This is a genomic window from Aquitalea aquatilis (assembly GCF_005155025.1).
In the GTDB taxonomy this organism is placed as follows: domain Bacteria; phylum Pseudomonadota; class Gammaproteobacteria; order Burkholderiales; family Chromobacteriaceae; genus Aquitalea; species Aquitalea aquatilis.
In genome coordinates, this window is the sequence record NZ_CP039731.1 from 3521212 (window position 1) to 3534552 (window position 13341).

Here is a 13341-nt window from a genome sequence, read left to right on the forward strand (position 1 = left end):
ATTGATGCCACGGATAAAAACAGCATGGGCAAAATATGCCGCGCAGCCATCTGCCATGGCAGCACCGGGCAGCAAGATCAATAGTGAGCGGCCAGGGCTTGCTCCGACTGCAATGCCGCTCGCAGGAATTCCAGCCAGGCACGCAGCTTGGCCTGCTGCGGCTGCGCCGGCGGATACAGTGCATAGATGTCGGCCGGTTCCGACTGCCAGTCTGGCAACACGCGCAGCAACTGCCCACTCCGCAGCAGTTCACCCACATCCCACCACGAGCGCAGCACCAGCCCCAAGCCCTGCATGGCCCACTGCACCGCAGTTTCGCCATCATTACTGGATAGTGGGCCGCGCACCTTGACCGTTTCTTCCCGCTCGCCCTGCTGTAGCACCCAGCTGCCATGCGTGTCGTGGTTTTCGCGAATCACGATGCACTCATGCCGCAGCAAGTCACGCGGCTGCGTGATCGGCGAACGCCCGGCCAGATAGGCCGGTGCCGCACACAATACCCGCCGGTTACGCAGCAACAGGCTGGCATGCAGCCGCGAATCCGGCGGCTGGCCGAAGCGGATGGCCACATCAAACCCCTCTTGCCGGCGCGGCGGACGGTCGCTCAGTTGCAGCTCCACCTCCAGCCGTGGGTATTGGCAGGCAAAGTCCGCCAGCAAAGGCGCGATATGGCGGCGACCAAAACCAAAACTGGCGTTGACACGCAACAGGCCGTGCGGCTGATTCGGGTCACCGCGCACCCTCCCCTCCAGCTCGGCGATTTCACCCAGCAGGCGGCGCGCCTCGGCCAGATACAGCTGCCCGGCCTCGGTCAATTGCAGTGAACGGGTAGTCCGCCGCAACAGCACGATACCAAGCCGCGCCTCCAATTCCTGCAGACGACGGCTGATCACCGGCGGCGTGACACCCAGCTGCCTCGCGGTAGCCACCATGCTGCCGCACTGGTTCAGCTGCAGGAAAAATTCCAGATCGGACACCGCATTCATTATTGCACCCAGCTTAATAATGGTTTCGTTGAAACTGAATTATAGCCATCAATTCACCTAGTAAACTGTGACATAGACAATCAAACATGGAGCTTGCAATGCTTGGGCAGATACTGGAAGCACTCGCCCTGGGTGGCCTGCTGGGTGGCATTGGCGGCCTGCTGGGCATCGGCGGCGGCATCCTCGCCATACCGGTGCTGGTCATGCTGTACGGCATGAACCAGGCGCTGGCGCAGGGCACCGCACTGGTGATGATGACGCCCAATGTGCTGATCGGCTTCTGGCGCTACCGCCAGCGCAATCCCTTTCCCTTGCGCACCGCGATGCTGATCGGCCTCTGCTCGGTGATCAGCACCTACCCGGCCGCCCGGCTTGCCGTCGACATGGATGCCGGCCTGCTCAAGCAATGCTTTGCCGCATTCCTGCTATTGCTGGCGGCGTACTTCCTGCTGGACAGCCGGCTGCGCCAAGTGTCCGGGCGGCCAGCCTGGCCGGACGTGATGCTACCGCTGGTCGGCGTAGTGGGCGGCCTGTTTGCCGGCCTGTTCAGCGTGGGGGCCGGCATCGTTGCCGCGCCGATTCTGGTGAAGGGTTTTGGCAAAAAGCAGGCGGTAGCCCAGGGGCTGGCGCTGGCACTGGTCGTGCCTGGAGCAGTGGTGGCCCTGTGGACCTATGGCCGCGCCGGCCATATCGACTGGCAACTGGGCCTGCCCATGGCCTTGGGTGGAGTCTGCACTGTTTCGCAAGGCGTGGCGTGGGCACACCGGCTGCCGGAAAGCCGGCTGAAACAACTGTTTGCACTGATGCTGATTACCACCGCACTGCTGATGTCACGGCACGTTTGAGTGACTTGCCGTAAAACCGCTTTTGTTTTGCCAGACGGATCTCTATGATCCGTCCATCATTTCTGTTTGGTCGCCATCATGATTACCCTGCACCACCTGAACAATTCCCGCTCGCAACGCGTCATCTGGCTACTGGAAGAATTGCAGCTGCCCTACCAGATCAAGCACTACCAGCGCGATGCCCGCAGCATGCTGGCCCCGGCCGAACTGAAAGCCGTGCACCCGCTGGGCAAGTCGCCCGTCATCACTGACGACGACATCGTGGTGGCCGAGTCTGGCGCCATCATCGAATACCTGGTGGAAAAATATGGCGCAGGCCGACTGAAACCGGCTGCCGACAGCAAGGCGCTGCTGGACTATCGTTACTGGCTGCACTACGCCGAAGGCTCGGCCATGCCGCCACTGCTGATGAGCCTGGTATTTTTCCGCCTCGACCAGCCGCCCATGCCCGCCTTGCTGCGACCACTGGCACGCCTGATTGCCAAGGGCGTGCGCAGCAATTACCTGAATCCGCAGTTGCAACTGCACTTCGACCATATCGAACAGCAGCTGGCCCCAAGCGGCTGGTTTGCCGGCAAGGATTTCACTGCGGCCGACATCCAGATGAGCTTTCCGCTGGAAGCAGCCAGCCATACAGGCATCGTGAGCACCCGCCACCCGCACATCAAGGCTTTCCTGTCCGCCATCCATGCTCGCCCGGCCTACCAGGCCGCGCTGCGCCAGGGCGGTCAATACGATTACGCCTGAGCATGAGAGTGAGCGACCTGCAGCGCGGGGGCTTGACGAAAAAATCCAGCCTCGCTATGATGCCGCTCTCTTTTGGAGGGGTTACCCCAGCGGTCAACGGGTCCGGACTGTAAATCCGGCGGCTCAGCCTTCGAAGGTTCGAATCCTTCTCCCTCCACCAGCTTTCATGCAAAAGGCCCGACACCGTGTTCGGGCCTTTTGTCATGGGTCCGCAGGGGCCGCGCTCACAACACCGGGAAAGCAGCCATGGCCAGCAAAAACAGCAAGCACGACAAACCCCGCGCCAAGGCAGCGGCACGCACGCCTGAACAGAAAAGATGGTTGCGCGCCGAGGAAGCCTGCCGTCATGCCATGGACCAGCTGTTTGCCATGCAGCGCGGTGAGCGCTTTGCCGACAACGAGCTGGCCGGAAAGTATGCCGTGATGGCCGGGATTCACTACCGCAAGATACGCAACGGCAAGGTACTGGGCGCAGCCGACTTCAATGCCGCTGTGGAGGTCAGCACCGCCACCCGCCGCTGCCTGCAGCAACTGGATGCCACCCTGAGCTTCACCACCCTGCAAGATGACCCCGCCCTGCTGGTCGTGCTGCAACAGATCGACAGTGTGCTGGAAGACTACCGTCAGCTGAAAGGCAGCAAGGACTAGCAGCTGCCGGCATGGCCTCAGTGCAGATGCCGCGCCAGCATGGGCGCCAACTGCCCACTGGCTTCCAGCCTGAGCAGCGCCTGATCCAGCTGCCCGCGCAGCCTTTCTGCTCCGGCCATTTGCCGGGAAATCATGAAATACACCCGCACCGGGCCGCTGGCAGGCAGTGGCCGCATATCAAGCGGCGCGCGGCCCGCAGCCGCGGCCACCCCCAGCTTTTGCAAGCCCTGCCACACCTCGCGATACTCGACAAAGCCACGGCAATGCCCGGCCTGCAGCTTGCGCAACAGATCAGGATAATTGGCCGAGCCAGCATCCACCTGCGCCGGACTCAAGCCAAAAGCGTGATAATTGAAACCATTCAGTCCGCACCAGGGCAGCCCGGCCGCAGCAGCCCGTGGCGTATGCAAGGTCAGCTGTACGGGTTGCAATTGCAAATAAGAGCGGGTGAACAGAAAGTGCTGCGCCCGCTCTGCCGAATAGCTGGCAGCCATCACCAGCTGCACCTGCCGCCCCTGCTCGGCAGCGGCAAGACAACGCGCAAAGGGCATCAGCCTGACTTCGACGCCAATCCGGTCAGCCAAGGCCGCACGTAGCACATCCGGCGAATAGCCCTGCACCTCGCTACTGCCCGGCAGGCGATACGATGACGGCGGCCACTGATTGTCCCCACCACAAGCCACCACCGCCGCCCACAGCGGCAAGGGCAGCATCGCCATGATCATCAGCAGCCCACCACAACCCATGCTTGCTCGCCTCATCCGCCTCCCACTAGTCAGCCATCCCGGCCGACGCCATCAAACTGCCACCCAAAACACCAACAATACCATCATGGCAACTGACTTTTCGAGCGGGAGCCCTCATGCTAGGCTGGGACATGCCTCAAACACTGTATGCATTTCTGGCGGCACAGCACATCAGCTACCAGCGCTTCGACCATGCGCCGGTGTTTAACTGCGCCGAAGCCAGCGCCATCATCCCCGACCTGCCGGGCGCAGAAACCAAGAACCTCTTTCTAAAAGCAGGCAAGAGCGGGCGCTATCTGCTGATCTGCTTGCCTGCCGCGCAGCGGCTTGATCTCAAAGCCTGTGCCGAACTGCTGCAGATCAAGGGACTGGGCTTTGCCTCACCCGAGCGCTTGCAACAGGCATTGGGCCTGACGCCGGGCGCAGTCAGCCTGCTGGCCGTCATCAATGATCAAGCCGGCGTGGTGGATGTCATCATCGACCCGATCCTGCTACAACATCCCGCCGTACTGTGCCACCCCTTGCACAACAGCAGTACGCTGGCCGTTGCCACCGGCGATCTGCTGCGCTTCCTGCAATTGACGGCTCACCCGCCACGCCTGCTGGCCTTGCCGCTACTGCCATCCGGCTGAGGCACACGCAAAAAAAAGGCTGCAACCAGAAGCACACAAGCACGCTTCCCGTTACAGCCTTTTTGCGGCACAGGCCGCGCTCAGCATCTCAGACTCAGACGCCGGCCTCGTGCGCCTGCACATCGGCATGGTAGCTGGAACGCACCATGGCACCGACCGCAGCATGGGCAAAGCCCATTTCGTAGGCTTTTTCCTCGAACATCTTGAACACGTCCGGGTGCACATAGCGCAGCACCGGCAAATGGCCATCGGACGGTTGCAGATACTGGCCGATGGTCAGCATGTCCACGTTGTGGGCGCGCAGGTCGCGCATCACTTCGAGGATTTCCTCGTCGGTTTCGCCCAGGCCCACCATCAGGCCGGACTTGGTACGCACCGCCGGATTCTTGGCCTTGTAATCTTTCAGCAGCTGCAGCGAATGCGCATAATCGGCACCCGGACGGGCCTGCTTGTACAGGCGCGGCACGGTTTCCAGATTGTGGTTCATCACATCGGGCGGCGTGGTGGTGAGAATATCCACCGCCAGATCGAGCCGGCCACGGAAGTCCGGCACCAGGGTTTCGATCTGGGTATCCGGCGAGGCAGCCCGTACCGCACTGATGCAGTCGGCAAAGTGCTGGGCACCGCCGTCGCGCAGGTCGTCGCGGTCTACCGAGGTCACCACCACATACTTCAGCCGCATCGCAGCCACGCTCTCGGCCAGATGCTTGGGCTCGTTCTCGTCCAGCGGATTGGGGCGGCCATGGCCCACGTCACAGAAGGGGCAGCGGCGGGTACAGATATCCCCCATGATCATGAAGGTAGCCGTACCCTTGCTGAAGCACTCGCCGATATTCGGGCAGGTGGCTTCTTCGCACACGGTATGCAGCTTCTGATCACGCAGAATCTGTTTGATTTCGTGAAAGCGCTGGCCGGTGGGCAGCTTGGCGCGAATCCACTCCGGTTTTTTCAGCTTTTCATCCAGCGGCACGATCTTGATGGGAATACGTGCGGTTTTGGCGGCGCCTTTATGCTTGACCCCTGCCTCGTTGTCCAACTTCATGCTGTCTCCTTCACCACGGTAAGGTGTTTTTCCAGCTGAGGCAGCAGCAGCTCTGCCACTTGCGCCAGGGATTTATCCACCCCCAAATCCTTCATTTGCGTCACCCGCAGGCCTTCATAGCCACAGGGATTGATCCAGCTGAACGGGGTCAGGTCCATGTCCACATTCAGCGACAGGCCGTGATACACCGCTCCGTTCTTGATGCGCAAGCCCAGCGAGGCAATCTTGGCGCCATCCACATACACACCGGGGGCGTTGACATCGCCATTGGCGGTAATGCCCTGCCCGGCCAGCATGTCGATGACCGCCTGCTCGATACGCCGCACCAGTTCGCGCACGCCGATGTGCATGCGCTTGAAATCGATCAGCAGATACACCACCAGCTGGCCGGGGCCATGATAGGTGACCTGGCCGCCACGGTCGGTCTTCACTACCGGAATATCAGTCAGCCGCAGCAAATGCTCCGGCTTGCCGGCCAGGCCCTGGGTATACACCGGATGATGCTCCACCACCCATAGCTCGTCCGGCGTATCTGCCGTGCGGCTATCGGTAAAGGACTGCATGGTGCGCCAGGTCGGTTCGTAGTCCACCAGACCCAAATGCTTGATCAGACGCTGCACGCGCAAGGCTCCTGTTCGGTTTAAAGCACCATCTTGACCATGGGATGGCCGGTGAGCGACAGATAGATATTGTCCAGCTGTTCGCGCGAGGTGGCGTTCACGGTAATGGTGAGCGCATAAAAACGCCCACCCGAGCTTTCGCGCAGGGTGACATCATGCACAGCCAGATCGGGGGCATTCACCCGCACCACTTCGGTCATGGTGACCACGAATTCATCATGCCGCTCGCCCATTACCTTGAGCGGAAAACGACAGGGAAATTCGATGATTTCCTGCTTCTCAGGGATTTGTTCAGCCATATTCAACTCGATCCGCAATGGCAAACGGCCCGCATCTTCCGATGCAGGCCATTGCCTGGCCCCGTCAAACGGGGCGGTCAATCAAAAGCCGGATTACTTCCAGCCCAGCATCAGCTTGATGCTGTCCCACAGGCGACCAAAAAAGCCGCCCTCTTCCACTGCCTGCAAGGCAACCACCGGACGCTCCAGCAAGGGCTTGCCATCCAGGCTGACCACCAGCTTGCCCACCGTCTGGCCGGCCTTGATCGGCGCGATCAGCGGCTGGATGGTGGACAGGTCGGCTTTCAACTGAGCTGCCTGACCCTTGACCACGGTGGCGTAAACATCCTGGCCGAAACCAACCGGCACCGACTTGGCCGCACCCTTGTACACCGGAACATCGGAAACCGGCTTGGCTGCCGAGTAAAGTTTGGGCGTATCGAAAAACTGCAAGCCGTAGTTAAGCAACTTCGAGCTTTCCACCGCGCGCGCTTCCGGGCTGGCGGTACCCACCACCACCGAAATCACCCGGCGACCATCACGATGGCTGGAGGTGATCATATTGTAGCCTGCGGTATCGGTGTAGCCGGTTTTCATGCCGTCCACATTGGGGTCACGGTACAGCAGCAGGTTGCGGTTGGGCTGGGTGATGTTGTTATAGGTAAACGACTTGATGGAGTAAGTAGGATAAAACTCCGGGAAATCGCGAATCAGCGCGGCGGACAGGATGGCCAGATCATGCACCGTGGTGTAGTGATCGGCATGCGGCAGGCCGGTGGCATTGCGGAACTGGGTGTTCTTCATGCCCAGCTTCTGCGCCTGCTGGGTCATGACCTGAGCGAACACGTCTTCGCTGCCGGCAATGGCTTCGGCCAGCGTGACGCAGGCGTCGTTGCCGGACTGCACGATCATGCCCTTGATCAGGTCATCTACCTTAACCGGCACTTTCGGATCGAGGAACATGCGCGAGCCGTCGGTTTTCCAACCACGGCTGGACACGGTCAGCATCTGGTCCAGCGTCAGACGCTTTTCCTTGACTGCCTTGAAAGTGAGGTAGGCGGTCATCAGCTTGGTCAGCGAGGCCGGTTCGACACGCGCATCCGGGCCTTGAGCGGCCAGCACTTGTCCGCTATTGAAATCAACCAGATAGTAGGCTTTGCCAGCAATTTCCGGCACCGGCGGTACAAAGGCAGCAGTGGCAGAGGCAGCAACAGGCAGGGCAAGCGTGGCCGCAAGCAAAATTCGGGAGATGGTGGTTTTCATTGAGATCGACAACTGGGTGAGGGCTACAAACAATAGCCGTTGATTATACACGCCCACGCTGCTGCGTTGACCGTAAATGGCCGGTTTTTGCAGCAGAATATCGCCTGCTGGCAGGACGATTGCGGCAATGCAGCATGAAAATGGCGACACGGCTTCCCGCCGGCTTGGAGTTCCTGCTACTCTGACAGTTCAATAAGAATGAACGACAAGGACATCGGCATCACCATGCAAGACAAGCAAGACTATCTGGAGCGCATCCTTACCTCGCGCGTCTATGACGTCGCGGTGGAAACGCCGCTGGAAACAGCGAACAATCTCAGCCGCCGCACCGGCAACACCATTTTGCTGAAGCGCGAAGACCTGCAGCCGGTGTTCTCGTTCAAGCTGCGCGGCGCCTACAACAAAATGGCCAAGCTGACACCCGAGCAGCTGGCCAACGGCGTGATTACCGCCAGCGCTGGCAACCACGCCCAGGGCGTGGCGCTGTCGGCCAAGAAAATCGGTTGCGAAGCCATCATCGTGATGCCGGTCACCACCCCGCAGGTGAAGATTGACGGCGTCACCAGTCGTGGCGGCAAGGTGGTATTGCATGGTGAATCGTTCAGCGATGCCTACCAGCACGCCATGACCCTGGTGGCCGAAACCGGCAAAACCTACATCCCGCCGTTTGACGACCCGGACGTGATTGCCGGCCAGGGCACCATCGGCATGGAAATCCTGCGTCAGCACCCCGGCCATATCGATGCCGTGTTCGTGGCCATTGGCGGCGGCGGTCTGGCCGCTGGCGTGGCCAGCTTCATCAAGCGCCTGAAGCCGGAAATCAAGATCATCGGCGTGCAGCCGGTGGACTCGGACGCCATGAAGCAGTCCATTGAAAAAGGTGAGCGCGTCGAACTGAAAGACGTGGGCCTGTTTGCCGATGGCGTAGCGGTGAAGCTGGTGGGTGAAGAAACCTTCCGCATCTGCCGCGAGCTGCTGGATGAAATCATGCTGGTGGATTCGGATGCCATGTGCGCCGCCATCAAGGACATCTTCGAAGACACCCGCTCCATCGTGGAACCGGCCGGTGCGCTGGCTGTGGCCGCTGCCAAGGCCTATATCGAACGCGAAGGCTGTACCGGCCAGACCCTGGTAGCCATCAACTGTGGCGCCAACATGAACTTCGACCGTCTGCGCCATGTATCGGAACGCTCCGAACTGGGCGAACGCCGCGAAGCCATCATTGCCGTCACCATTCCGGAAAAGCCGGGCAGCTTCAAGCAATTCTGCGCAGTCATTGGCAACCGCAACATCACCGAATTCAACTACCGCTTTGCCGACCCCGGCACCGCCCATGTGTTTGTGGGTGTGCAGATCAGCGGCAAGCAGGATTCGGAGCGCATCATCAGCGAGCTCAAGGCCAATGATCTGGATGGGCTGGACCTGACCGACAACGAGTTGGCCAAGCTGCACATCCGCCATCTGGTGGGCGGGCATGCGCCGCAACTGAAGGATGAGCGCGTGCTGCGCTTTGAATTCCCCGAGCGTCCGGGCGCACTGATGCGCTTCCTGGAAGGCATGCGCACCCACTGGAACATCAGCCTGTTCCACTACCGCAATCACGGTGCTGACTATGGCCGCGTGCTGGTCGGCATTCAGGTTCCCGCCAGTGACAATGCCGAGTTCCAGCACTTCCTGGATGGCCTGGCCTACCCCTATGTGGAAGAGACGGACAATCCGGCCTACAAGCTGTTCCTGGGCAAGACCATCCGTTGATGCAGCCCCTACCACCTGAGCTGCTTGCCCTGCTGCAGGAGCAGGAAACCGAACTGCACAGGTGGTGGCAACTCCCACCGGACAGGCTGGCGTTATTGCTGCATGATGATTTTGTCGAAGTCGGCCTGTCGGGAACCATCCACGACAAGGCCGTCTTGCTCCGACCTGCACTGGCACACCCTGCGGTGCATACTTCCAGTTTCAGCGCCGAGATGCTGACAGCAGATAGCGCCTTGATACGCTACCGCAGCTGGCAACTGGCCGCAGACGGCAGCATGCAGCGTCAAGCCCTGCGTAGCTCCATCTGGCTTCAAGGCCCGACAGGCTGGCAACTACGCTTTCATCAGGGCACCGCCATCGTCAATTTGGCGTAAACTGGCAAGCCCTCCATATTGCCGACACTACCCCATGATTCAAGCCGTATTGTTCGACCTCGACGGCACATTGGCCGATACCGCGCGCGACCTGGGCGCCGCGCTCAACCGCCTGCTGGCCGAGGAAGGCCTGCCGCCACAGCCCTATTCCGCCATTCGTCCGCTGGCCAGTCATGGCGCACGCGGGCTGGTTAGCCTGGGCTTCGGCATCGACCGCGAGCACCCGCGTTTCGAAGAATATCGGCTACGCTTTCTTGATCAGTATGAACACAGTTTTGCCGATGAAACCGTGCTGTTCGACGGCGTCAACAGCATGCTCGAAGCACTGGGTGCCAAGGGGCTGGCCTGGGGCATCATCACCAACAAGCCGATGCGTTTCACCGACCGACTGGTACCTGCCCTGCCCTTTGCCAGCCGCCCGGCGGTAACGGTCAGCGGCGACACCGTAGGCGTCCCCAAGCCGGACCCGGCCCCCATGCTGCACGCCGCCGCTCTGATCGGCATTGCGCCGGAACATTGCCTGTATGTGGGCGATGCCGAGCGCGACATCCAGGCCGGCCGTGCCGTCGGCATGAAAACCGTACTGGCCAACTGGGGGTATATCTCGGAACAGGATCAGCCGCAGCGATGGGGTGCCGACATCAGCATCGAGCACCCGCTGGAGCTGCTGCAGCACCTGTAAGAAGCTGTCCATCGCCTGCTGCGTTGCGGAACTGGCACCAAGCCAGCCACCGAAAACCCGCACACAACCCGTATCCCGCCAGTGGCCGATACGGGTTTTCTTTAGCCTGATTAAACACCAAAAAGAAACAATATCTTGAGTGAAAGCATCTATTTCCACATTCGGGTAATCAATACACTGCATCCATACGCTTGCAGTGCCAGCGCAACCCAATCAGGAAACAGATCATGAAAAACCTCACCCTCGCCCTCATCGCCCTTGGCTTCAGCACCGCCGCCCTGGCTGGCCATCACGATACCCGCCCCAGCGCCGCGGACATCAGCGCCTGGCAGGCAGAGCAAGCAGCCATCAAGGCTGCCGATGCGCAGCTGCCAGCGGAACGGCAGGCAGCCATCGCCCGCGACAATGCCGCCTGGCAGGCAGCCCTGCTGCAGAAAAACCAGCACAACGCCGGTATCAATCACTGAAACAACGAACGAGGCAACATCCATGAGCCATCTTCATCTGCATATCGGTGCCGAACACACCAGCCTGGGTCAAGCGCAGGCGCAAGCTGCACAACAGCAAACCAGCATGCCGGTCGGCTGGCAGACGGCACTGGCCTGCGGCAAGCAGCCCACCCTGCCAACGGCTGCCGCTCTGGAGCTGGCCATCATGCAGGTGGAAGACGCCATCAGCGCCAGCTGGCCGCAACGCCTGGCACTGGATACGGTCAGCAGCAGCGACCCGGCCATCTACCAGATGGCAGCGCTGTGCGGCCTGCCACAACATCCCGGCAGCCAGTTGGGACGACACAGCGTGGAGGGCCTGTTTTCACGCCTGGCCAATGCCGTGGAGGGCGGTGCGGCAGCTGGCCTGCCGGATAGCGCCGAATTCATCGCCAGCCTGCTGATCCTGCGCGAACTACTGCACCATCTGGACATCGCCACCATCACGCTGACCCGCCCCGCCAGCTGAAACCGCATCTCACTGCAACAGCATCGGGCAAAGAAAAACCGCCGCCAGATCACCCTGGCGGCGGTTGCATGTCGATCAGGCTGCAGCGGCAGCCCGAACCCGGACTCAGAAGGGGTAGACCACTTCCGCCGGCTTGAACTCGCAAGGCTTGTCGGACGGTGCCGCATCATGCATTTCAGCCTTGCTGTCGGAAATCTTCTTCCAGGAACCACCCAGGCTACAGGCAAAATCCTGCCCCAGTTCCAGCTCACCAAACGTCGATGGCAGTACCGGCTCTTCGCAGTGCGGGCACAGATTGGCCGCAGGGCCTGTCAGCTTTGCCCGGCTGGATACCTTGTCGCACCAGCAACATTTGATTTGATCTTCAGTCATCTTCACTTCCCGTTACCTAAGCTTGCCATGTCGAAATGACGCGAATGCAGCCGGGCATTATACCCTGTCTCGGGCAAACCTCCGAATGAGGGTGAAGCGACGCACGCCGCGCGCCGCGCCGGCGCGGCATCCTGCCTTAAAACCGCAGCGGGTGGTGAGGGGCAAATTGGCACCGGCAGCTTCGGTCGGCTACAGCGGCTGCAAGACGCCATCGCCCTGCGCCGTGGGCAGAAAAGTGGCAAAACCATGACGGGCATAGTTTTCCCGCAGCACGGCCAGCCGCGCTGGCTGGGCCGCATAGGCTGCCGGTAACAGAAAGCCGATGCGTGGTGCCGGCATGGCCAGCCGATCGACAATCTGACGAAACACCCGGCCATGTTCCTGACTGACCGCCTCCAGCAGCAAGGCCGATACCGGCAAGATCAGCCCCTGCTCGCCATAGCCGGCTTGCAGATAATTGAGCAAATGCAGGCTGCGGATAAAGCGGTCCAGCACCACCGGCGTTTCGCTGACACGGGTCAGCCGCGTCAATGCCTCGTCCGCCAGCACCTCGCCTCCCGGCGCAATGGCTTGCAGCCGCGCCAGTACGCCCAGCGACTGGCCGGCAGCATCATGGGCCGGCTCGAACTGGCTGGACAAGCGCACCTTGATGAACTCACCCATTACCTGCCCGTCAGCCGTGCTCCATAGCGGAAACTCCATGAAGTACTCGGCATGGACGGTGCGTAAAAACTGGGTGAGAAATGCATTCATGACAAACCTGACCATCTGCAGGCAATACTTAATGGGAATAAAGGACAATGCCGGCCTGGCGCTTACCAGCGGCGGCAGACAAATGAACAGGCTGATCCACGCCTCACTGTAGCCCGACCAGCCTGGATTGCTAAATGCCCATTCCTCATATCGCTATTCGCCACACAGATAAGCCGCCGGCGACAAGCCGGTATTGATATGGCACAAATCAGTGAAAAGTTGCACTGGACCGCAAGAAATACCCGCTGGATACTGGGGACGTTAATCCTCCTCCATCCTTATGGAACTTGCGCCCACCCCTTGCCGGGTGGGCGATTTTTATTCCGCCGCCCGGCTACCTCCCCCCCCCACCGCTGATTGACAGTCACGCTAGCTGACTTGCCATCTTCAAGCGCCGCTGACAGGCCTGCCTGCCACGCGTCTGCCCTGCCTGAACACAAACCGCCCTAACAACTGCTTTAAACAAATTTAGAGTAATCTGCAGTGACAGAAGCAGCCTGCGCCAGCCTCACCGGCACAGTGGCACTGACAGACTGCTCGGCACAGCGCTAATCTTTGAACAGAAGCTTATTTATGCAATAAGAACAACTCGATATACTGCATGAAACAGCTCAATAGGCGTCATTTTTTATAGTTTTTAT

The 13341-nt window shown here is 60.4% G+C and carries 17 protein-coding genes and 1 tRNA gene; 10 read left to right on the forward strand and 8 right to left on the reverse strand.

Annotated elements, in window-relative coordinates:
* Positions 1 to 77 precede the first annotated feature (77 nt).
* The gene (locus tag FAZ30_RS16440) at positions 78 to 986 is read right to left on the reverse strand and encodes a LysR family transcriptional regulator (RefSeq protein WP_124644991.1); all 909 of its coding nucleotides are present in this window, start codon (positions 984 to 986) and stop codon (positions 78 to 80) included.
* A 98-nt stretch (positions 987 to 1084) separates the two neighbouring features.
* Between FAZ30_RS16440 and FAZ30_RS16445 the strand changes: the two genes are divergently transcribed.
* From FAZ30_RS16445 to FAZ30_RS16460, 4 genes are all read left to right on the forward strand, one after another.
* Positions 1085 to 1831, forward strand: a complete 747-nt coding sequence (locus FAZ30_RS16445; protein ID WP_246043373.1) for a sulfite exporter TauE/SafE family protein — start codon at positions 1085 to 1087, stop codon at positions 1829 to 1831.
* A gap of 78 nt (positions 1832 to 1909) precedes the next feature.
* On the forward strand, positions 1910 to 2578 hold the full coding sequence (locus tag FAZ30_RS16450; RefSeq protein WP_124644989.1) for a glutathione S-transferase family protein: 669 nt from the start codon (positions 1910 to 1912) through the stop codon (positions 2576 to 2578).
* 74 nt (positions 2579 to 2652) lie between these two features.
* Positions 2653 to 2738, forward strand: a tRNA-Tyr gene (locus FAZ30_RS16455).
* Between the two features lie 86 nt (positions 2739 to 2824).
* On the forward strand, positions 2825 to 3226 hold the full coding sequence (locus FAZ30_RS16460) for a hypothetical protein (RefSeq protein WP_137009890.1): 402 nt from the start codon (positions 2825 to 2827) through the stop codon (positions 3224 to 3226).
* 17 nt (positions 3227 to 3243) lie between these two features.
* On the opposite strand, the gene FAZ30_RS16465 is transcribed toward FAZ30_RS16460, so the two are convergent.
* Positions 3244 to 3972, reverse strand: coding sequence for a substrate-binding periplasmic protein (locus tag FAZ30_RS16465; RefSeq protein WP_168190870.1), 729 nt, complete (start codon positions 3970 to 3972; stop codon positions 3244 to 3246).
* 131 nt (positions 3973 to 4103) lie between these two features.
* Here FAZ30_RS16465 and FAZ30_RS16470 point away from each other — a divergent pair, with 131 nt between their 5' ends.
* Positions 4104 to 4604, forward strand: a complete 501-nt coding sequence (locus FAZ30_RS16470) for a prolyl-tRNA synthetase associated domain-containing protein (protein ID WP_124644986.1) — start codon at positions 4104 to 4106, stop codon at positions 4602 to 4604.
* Between the two features lie 94 nt (positions 4605 to 4698).
* Here the strand turns inward: FAZ30_RS16470 and lipA are convergent, their stop codons facing one another.
* The 4 genes from lipA to FAZ30_RS16490 form a co-directional block, all read right to left on the reverse strand.
* Positions 4699 to 5646 carry a lipoyl synthase gene (lipA, locus tag FAZ30_RS16475; RefSeq protein WP_103526143.1) on the reverse strand — a complete coding sequence of 316 codons (948 nt, stop codon included), beginning with the start codon at positions 5644 to 5646 and terminating at the stop codon, positions 4699 to 4701.
* On the reverse strand, positions 5643 to 6266 hold the full coding sequence (lipB, locus tag FAZ30_RS16480) for a lipoyl(octanoyl) transferase LipB (protein ID WP_124644985.1): 624 nt from the start codon (positions 6264 to 6266) through the stop codon (positions 5643 to 5645). The genes lipA and lipB overlap by 4 nt, the downstream gene beginning before the upstream one ends.
* A 20-nt stretch (positions 6267 to 6286) precedes the next feature.
* Positions 6287 to 6565, reverse strand: coding sequence for a YbeD family protein (locus FAZ30_RS16485; protein ID WP_103526145.1), 279 nt, complete (start codon positions 6563 to 6565; stop codon positions 6287 to 6289).
* Between the two features lie 93 nt (positions 6566 to 6658).
* Complete coding sequence (locus FAZ30_RS16490; protein ID WP_124645107.1) at positions 6659 to 7807, reverse strand: D-alanyl-D-alanine carboxypeptidase family protein; 1149 nt, start codon at positions 7805 to 7807, stop codon at positions 6659 to 6661.
* 225 nt (positions 7808 to 8032) lie between these two features.
* Between FAZ30_RS16490 and ilvA the strand changes: the two genes are divergently transcribed.
* The 5 genes from ilvA to FAZ30_RS16515 all read left to right on the forward strand — a co-directional run bounded on the left by ilvA (position 8033) and on the right by FAZ30_RS16515 (position 11575).
* Positions 8033 to 9562 (forward strand): threonine ammonia-lyase, biosynthetic, encoded by a 1530-nt coding sequence (ilvA, locus tag FAZ30_RS16495; RefSeq protein WP_124645106.1) that lies wholly within the window; start codon positions 8033 to 8035, stop codon positions 9560 to 9562.
* Entirely contained in the window at positions 9562 to 9936 is a 375-nt protein-coding gene (locus tag FAZ30_RS16500) for a nuclear transport factor 2 family protein (protein WP_137009891.1), read from the forward strand. Before ilvA ends, FAZ30_RS16500 begins: the two co-directional genes overlap by 1 nt.
* A 34-nt stretch (positions 9937 to 9970) precedes the next feature.
* Positions 9971 to 10618 carry an HAD family hydrolase gene (locus tag FAZ30_RS16505; protein ID WP_124644983.1) on the forward strand — a complete coding sequence of 216 codons (648 nt, stop codon included), beginning with the start codon at positions 9971 to 9973 and terminating at the stop codon, positions 10616 to 10618.
* 227 nt (positions 10619 to 10845) lie between these two features.
* A complete protein-coding gene (locus tag FAZ30_RS16510; protein ID WP_124644982.1) occupies positions 10846 to 11085 on the forward strand; it encodes a hypothetical protein in 240 nt (79 codons plus the stop codon).
* 22 nt (positions 11086 to 11107) lie between these two features.
* A complete protein-coding gene (locus tag FAZ30_RS16515) occupies positions 11108 to 11575 on the forward strand; it encodes a hypothetical protein (RefSeq protein WP_124644981.1) in 468 nt (155 codons plus the stop codon).
* Positions 11576 to 11680: 105 nt separating this feature from the next.
* On the opposite strand, the gene FAZ30_RS16520 is transcribed toward FAZ30_RS16515, so the two are convergent.
* Together FAZ30_RS16520 and FAZ30_RS16525 are read right to left on the reverse strand one after the other, a co-directional pair.
* The gene (locus FAZ30_RS16520) at positions 11681 to 11947 is read right to left on the reverse strand and encodes a hypothetical protein (RefSeq protein WP_124644980.1); all 267 of its coding nucleotides are present in this window, start codon (positions 11945 to 11947) and stop codon (positions 11681 to 11683) included.
* A gap of 189 nt (positions 11948 to 12136) precedes the next feature.
* Entirely contained in the window at positions 12137 to 12700 is a 564-nt protein-coding gene (locus FAZ30_RS16525; RefSeq protein ID WP_124644979.1) for a hypothetical protein, read from the reverse strand.
* Positions 12701 to 13341 lie beyond the last annotated feature (641 nt).

Bases quoted from the DNA above. Each gene is read 5' to 3' on its own strand.
- FAZ30_RS16440 (WP_124644991.1), bottom strand. From the start codon at position 986: ATGAATGCGGTGTCCGATCTGGAATTTTTCCTGCAGCTGAACCAGTGC.
- FAZ30_RS16445 (WP_246043373.1), top strand. From the start codon at position 1,085: ATGCTTGGGCAGATACTGGAAGCACTCGCCCTGGGTGGCCTGCTGGGT.
- FAZ30_RS16450 (WP_124644989.1), top strand. From the start codon at position 1,910: ATGATTACCCTGCACCACCTGAACAATTCCCGCTCGCAACGCGTCATC.
- FAZ30_RS16460 (WP_137009890.1), top strand. From the start codon at position 2,825: ATGGCCAGCAAAAACAGCAAGCACGACAAACCCCGCGCCAAGGCAGCG.
- FAZ30_RS16465 (WP_168190870.1), bottom strand. From the start codon at position 3,972: ATGGGTTGTGGTGGGCTGCTGATGATCATGGCGATGCTGCCCTTGCCG.
- FAZ30_RS16470 (WP_124644986.1), top strand. From the start codon at position 4,104: ATGCCTCAAACACTGTATGCATTTCTGGCGGCACAGCACATCAGCTAC.
- lipA (WP_103526143.1), bottom strand. From the start codon at position 5,646: ATGAAGTTGGACAACGAGGCAGGGGTCAAGCATAAAGGCGCCGCCAAA.
- FAZ30_RS16485 (WP_103526145.1), bottom strand. From the start codon at position 6,565: ATGGCTGAACAAATCCCTGAGAAGCAGGAAATCATCGAATTTCCCTGT.
- FAZ30_RS16490 (WP_124645107.1), bottom strand. From the start codon at position 7,807: ATGAAAACCACCATCTCCCGAATTTTGCTTGCGGCCACGCTTGCCCTG.
- ilvA (WP_124645106.1), top strand. From the start codon at position 8,033: ATGCAAGACAAGCAAGACTATCTGGAGCGCATCCTTACCTCGCGCGTC.
- FAZ30_RS16500 (WP_137009891.1), top strand. From the start codon at position 9,562: ATGCAGCCCCTACCACCTGAGCTGCTTGCCCTGCTGCAGGAGCAGGAA.
- FAZ30_RS16505 (WP_124644983.1), top strand. From the start codon at position 9,971: ATGATTCAAGCCGTATTGTTCGACCTCGACGGCACATTGGCCGATACC.
- FAZ30_RS16510 (WP_124644982.1), top strand. From the start codon at position 10,846: ATGAAAAACCTCACCCTCGCCCTCATCGCCCTTGGCTTCAGCACCGCC.
- FAZ30_RS16515 (WP_124644981.1), top strand. From the start codon at position 11,108: ATGAGCCATCTTCATCTGCATATCGGTGCCGAACACACCAGCCTGGGT.
- FAZ30_RS16520 (WP_124644980.1), bottom strand. From the start codon at position 11,947: ATGACTGAAGATCAAATCAAATGTTGCTGGTGCGACAAGGTATCCAGC.
- FAZ30_RS16525 (WP_124644979.1), bottom strand. From the start codon at position 12,700: ATGAATGCATTTCTCACCCAGTTTTTACGCACCGTCCATGCCGAGTAC.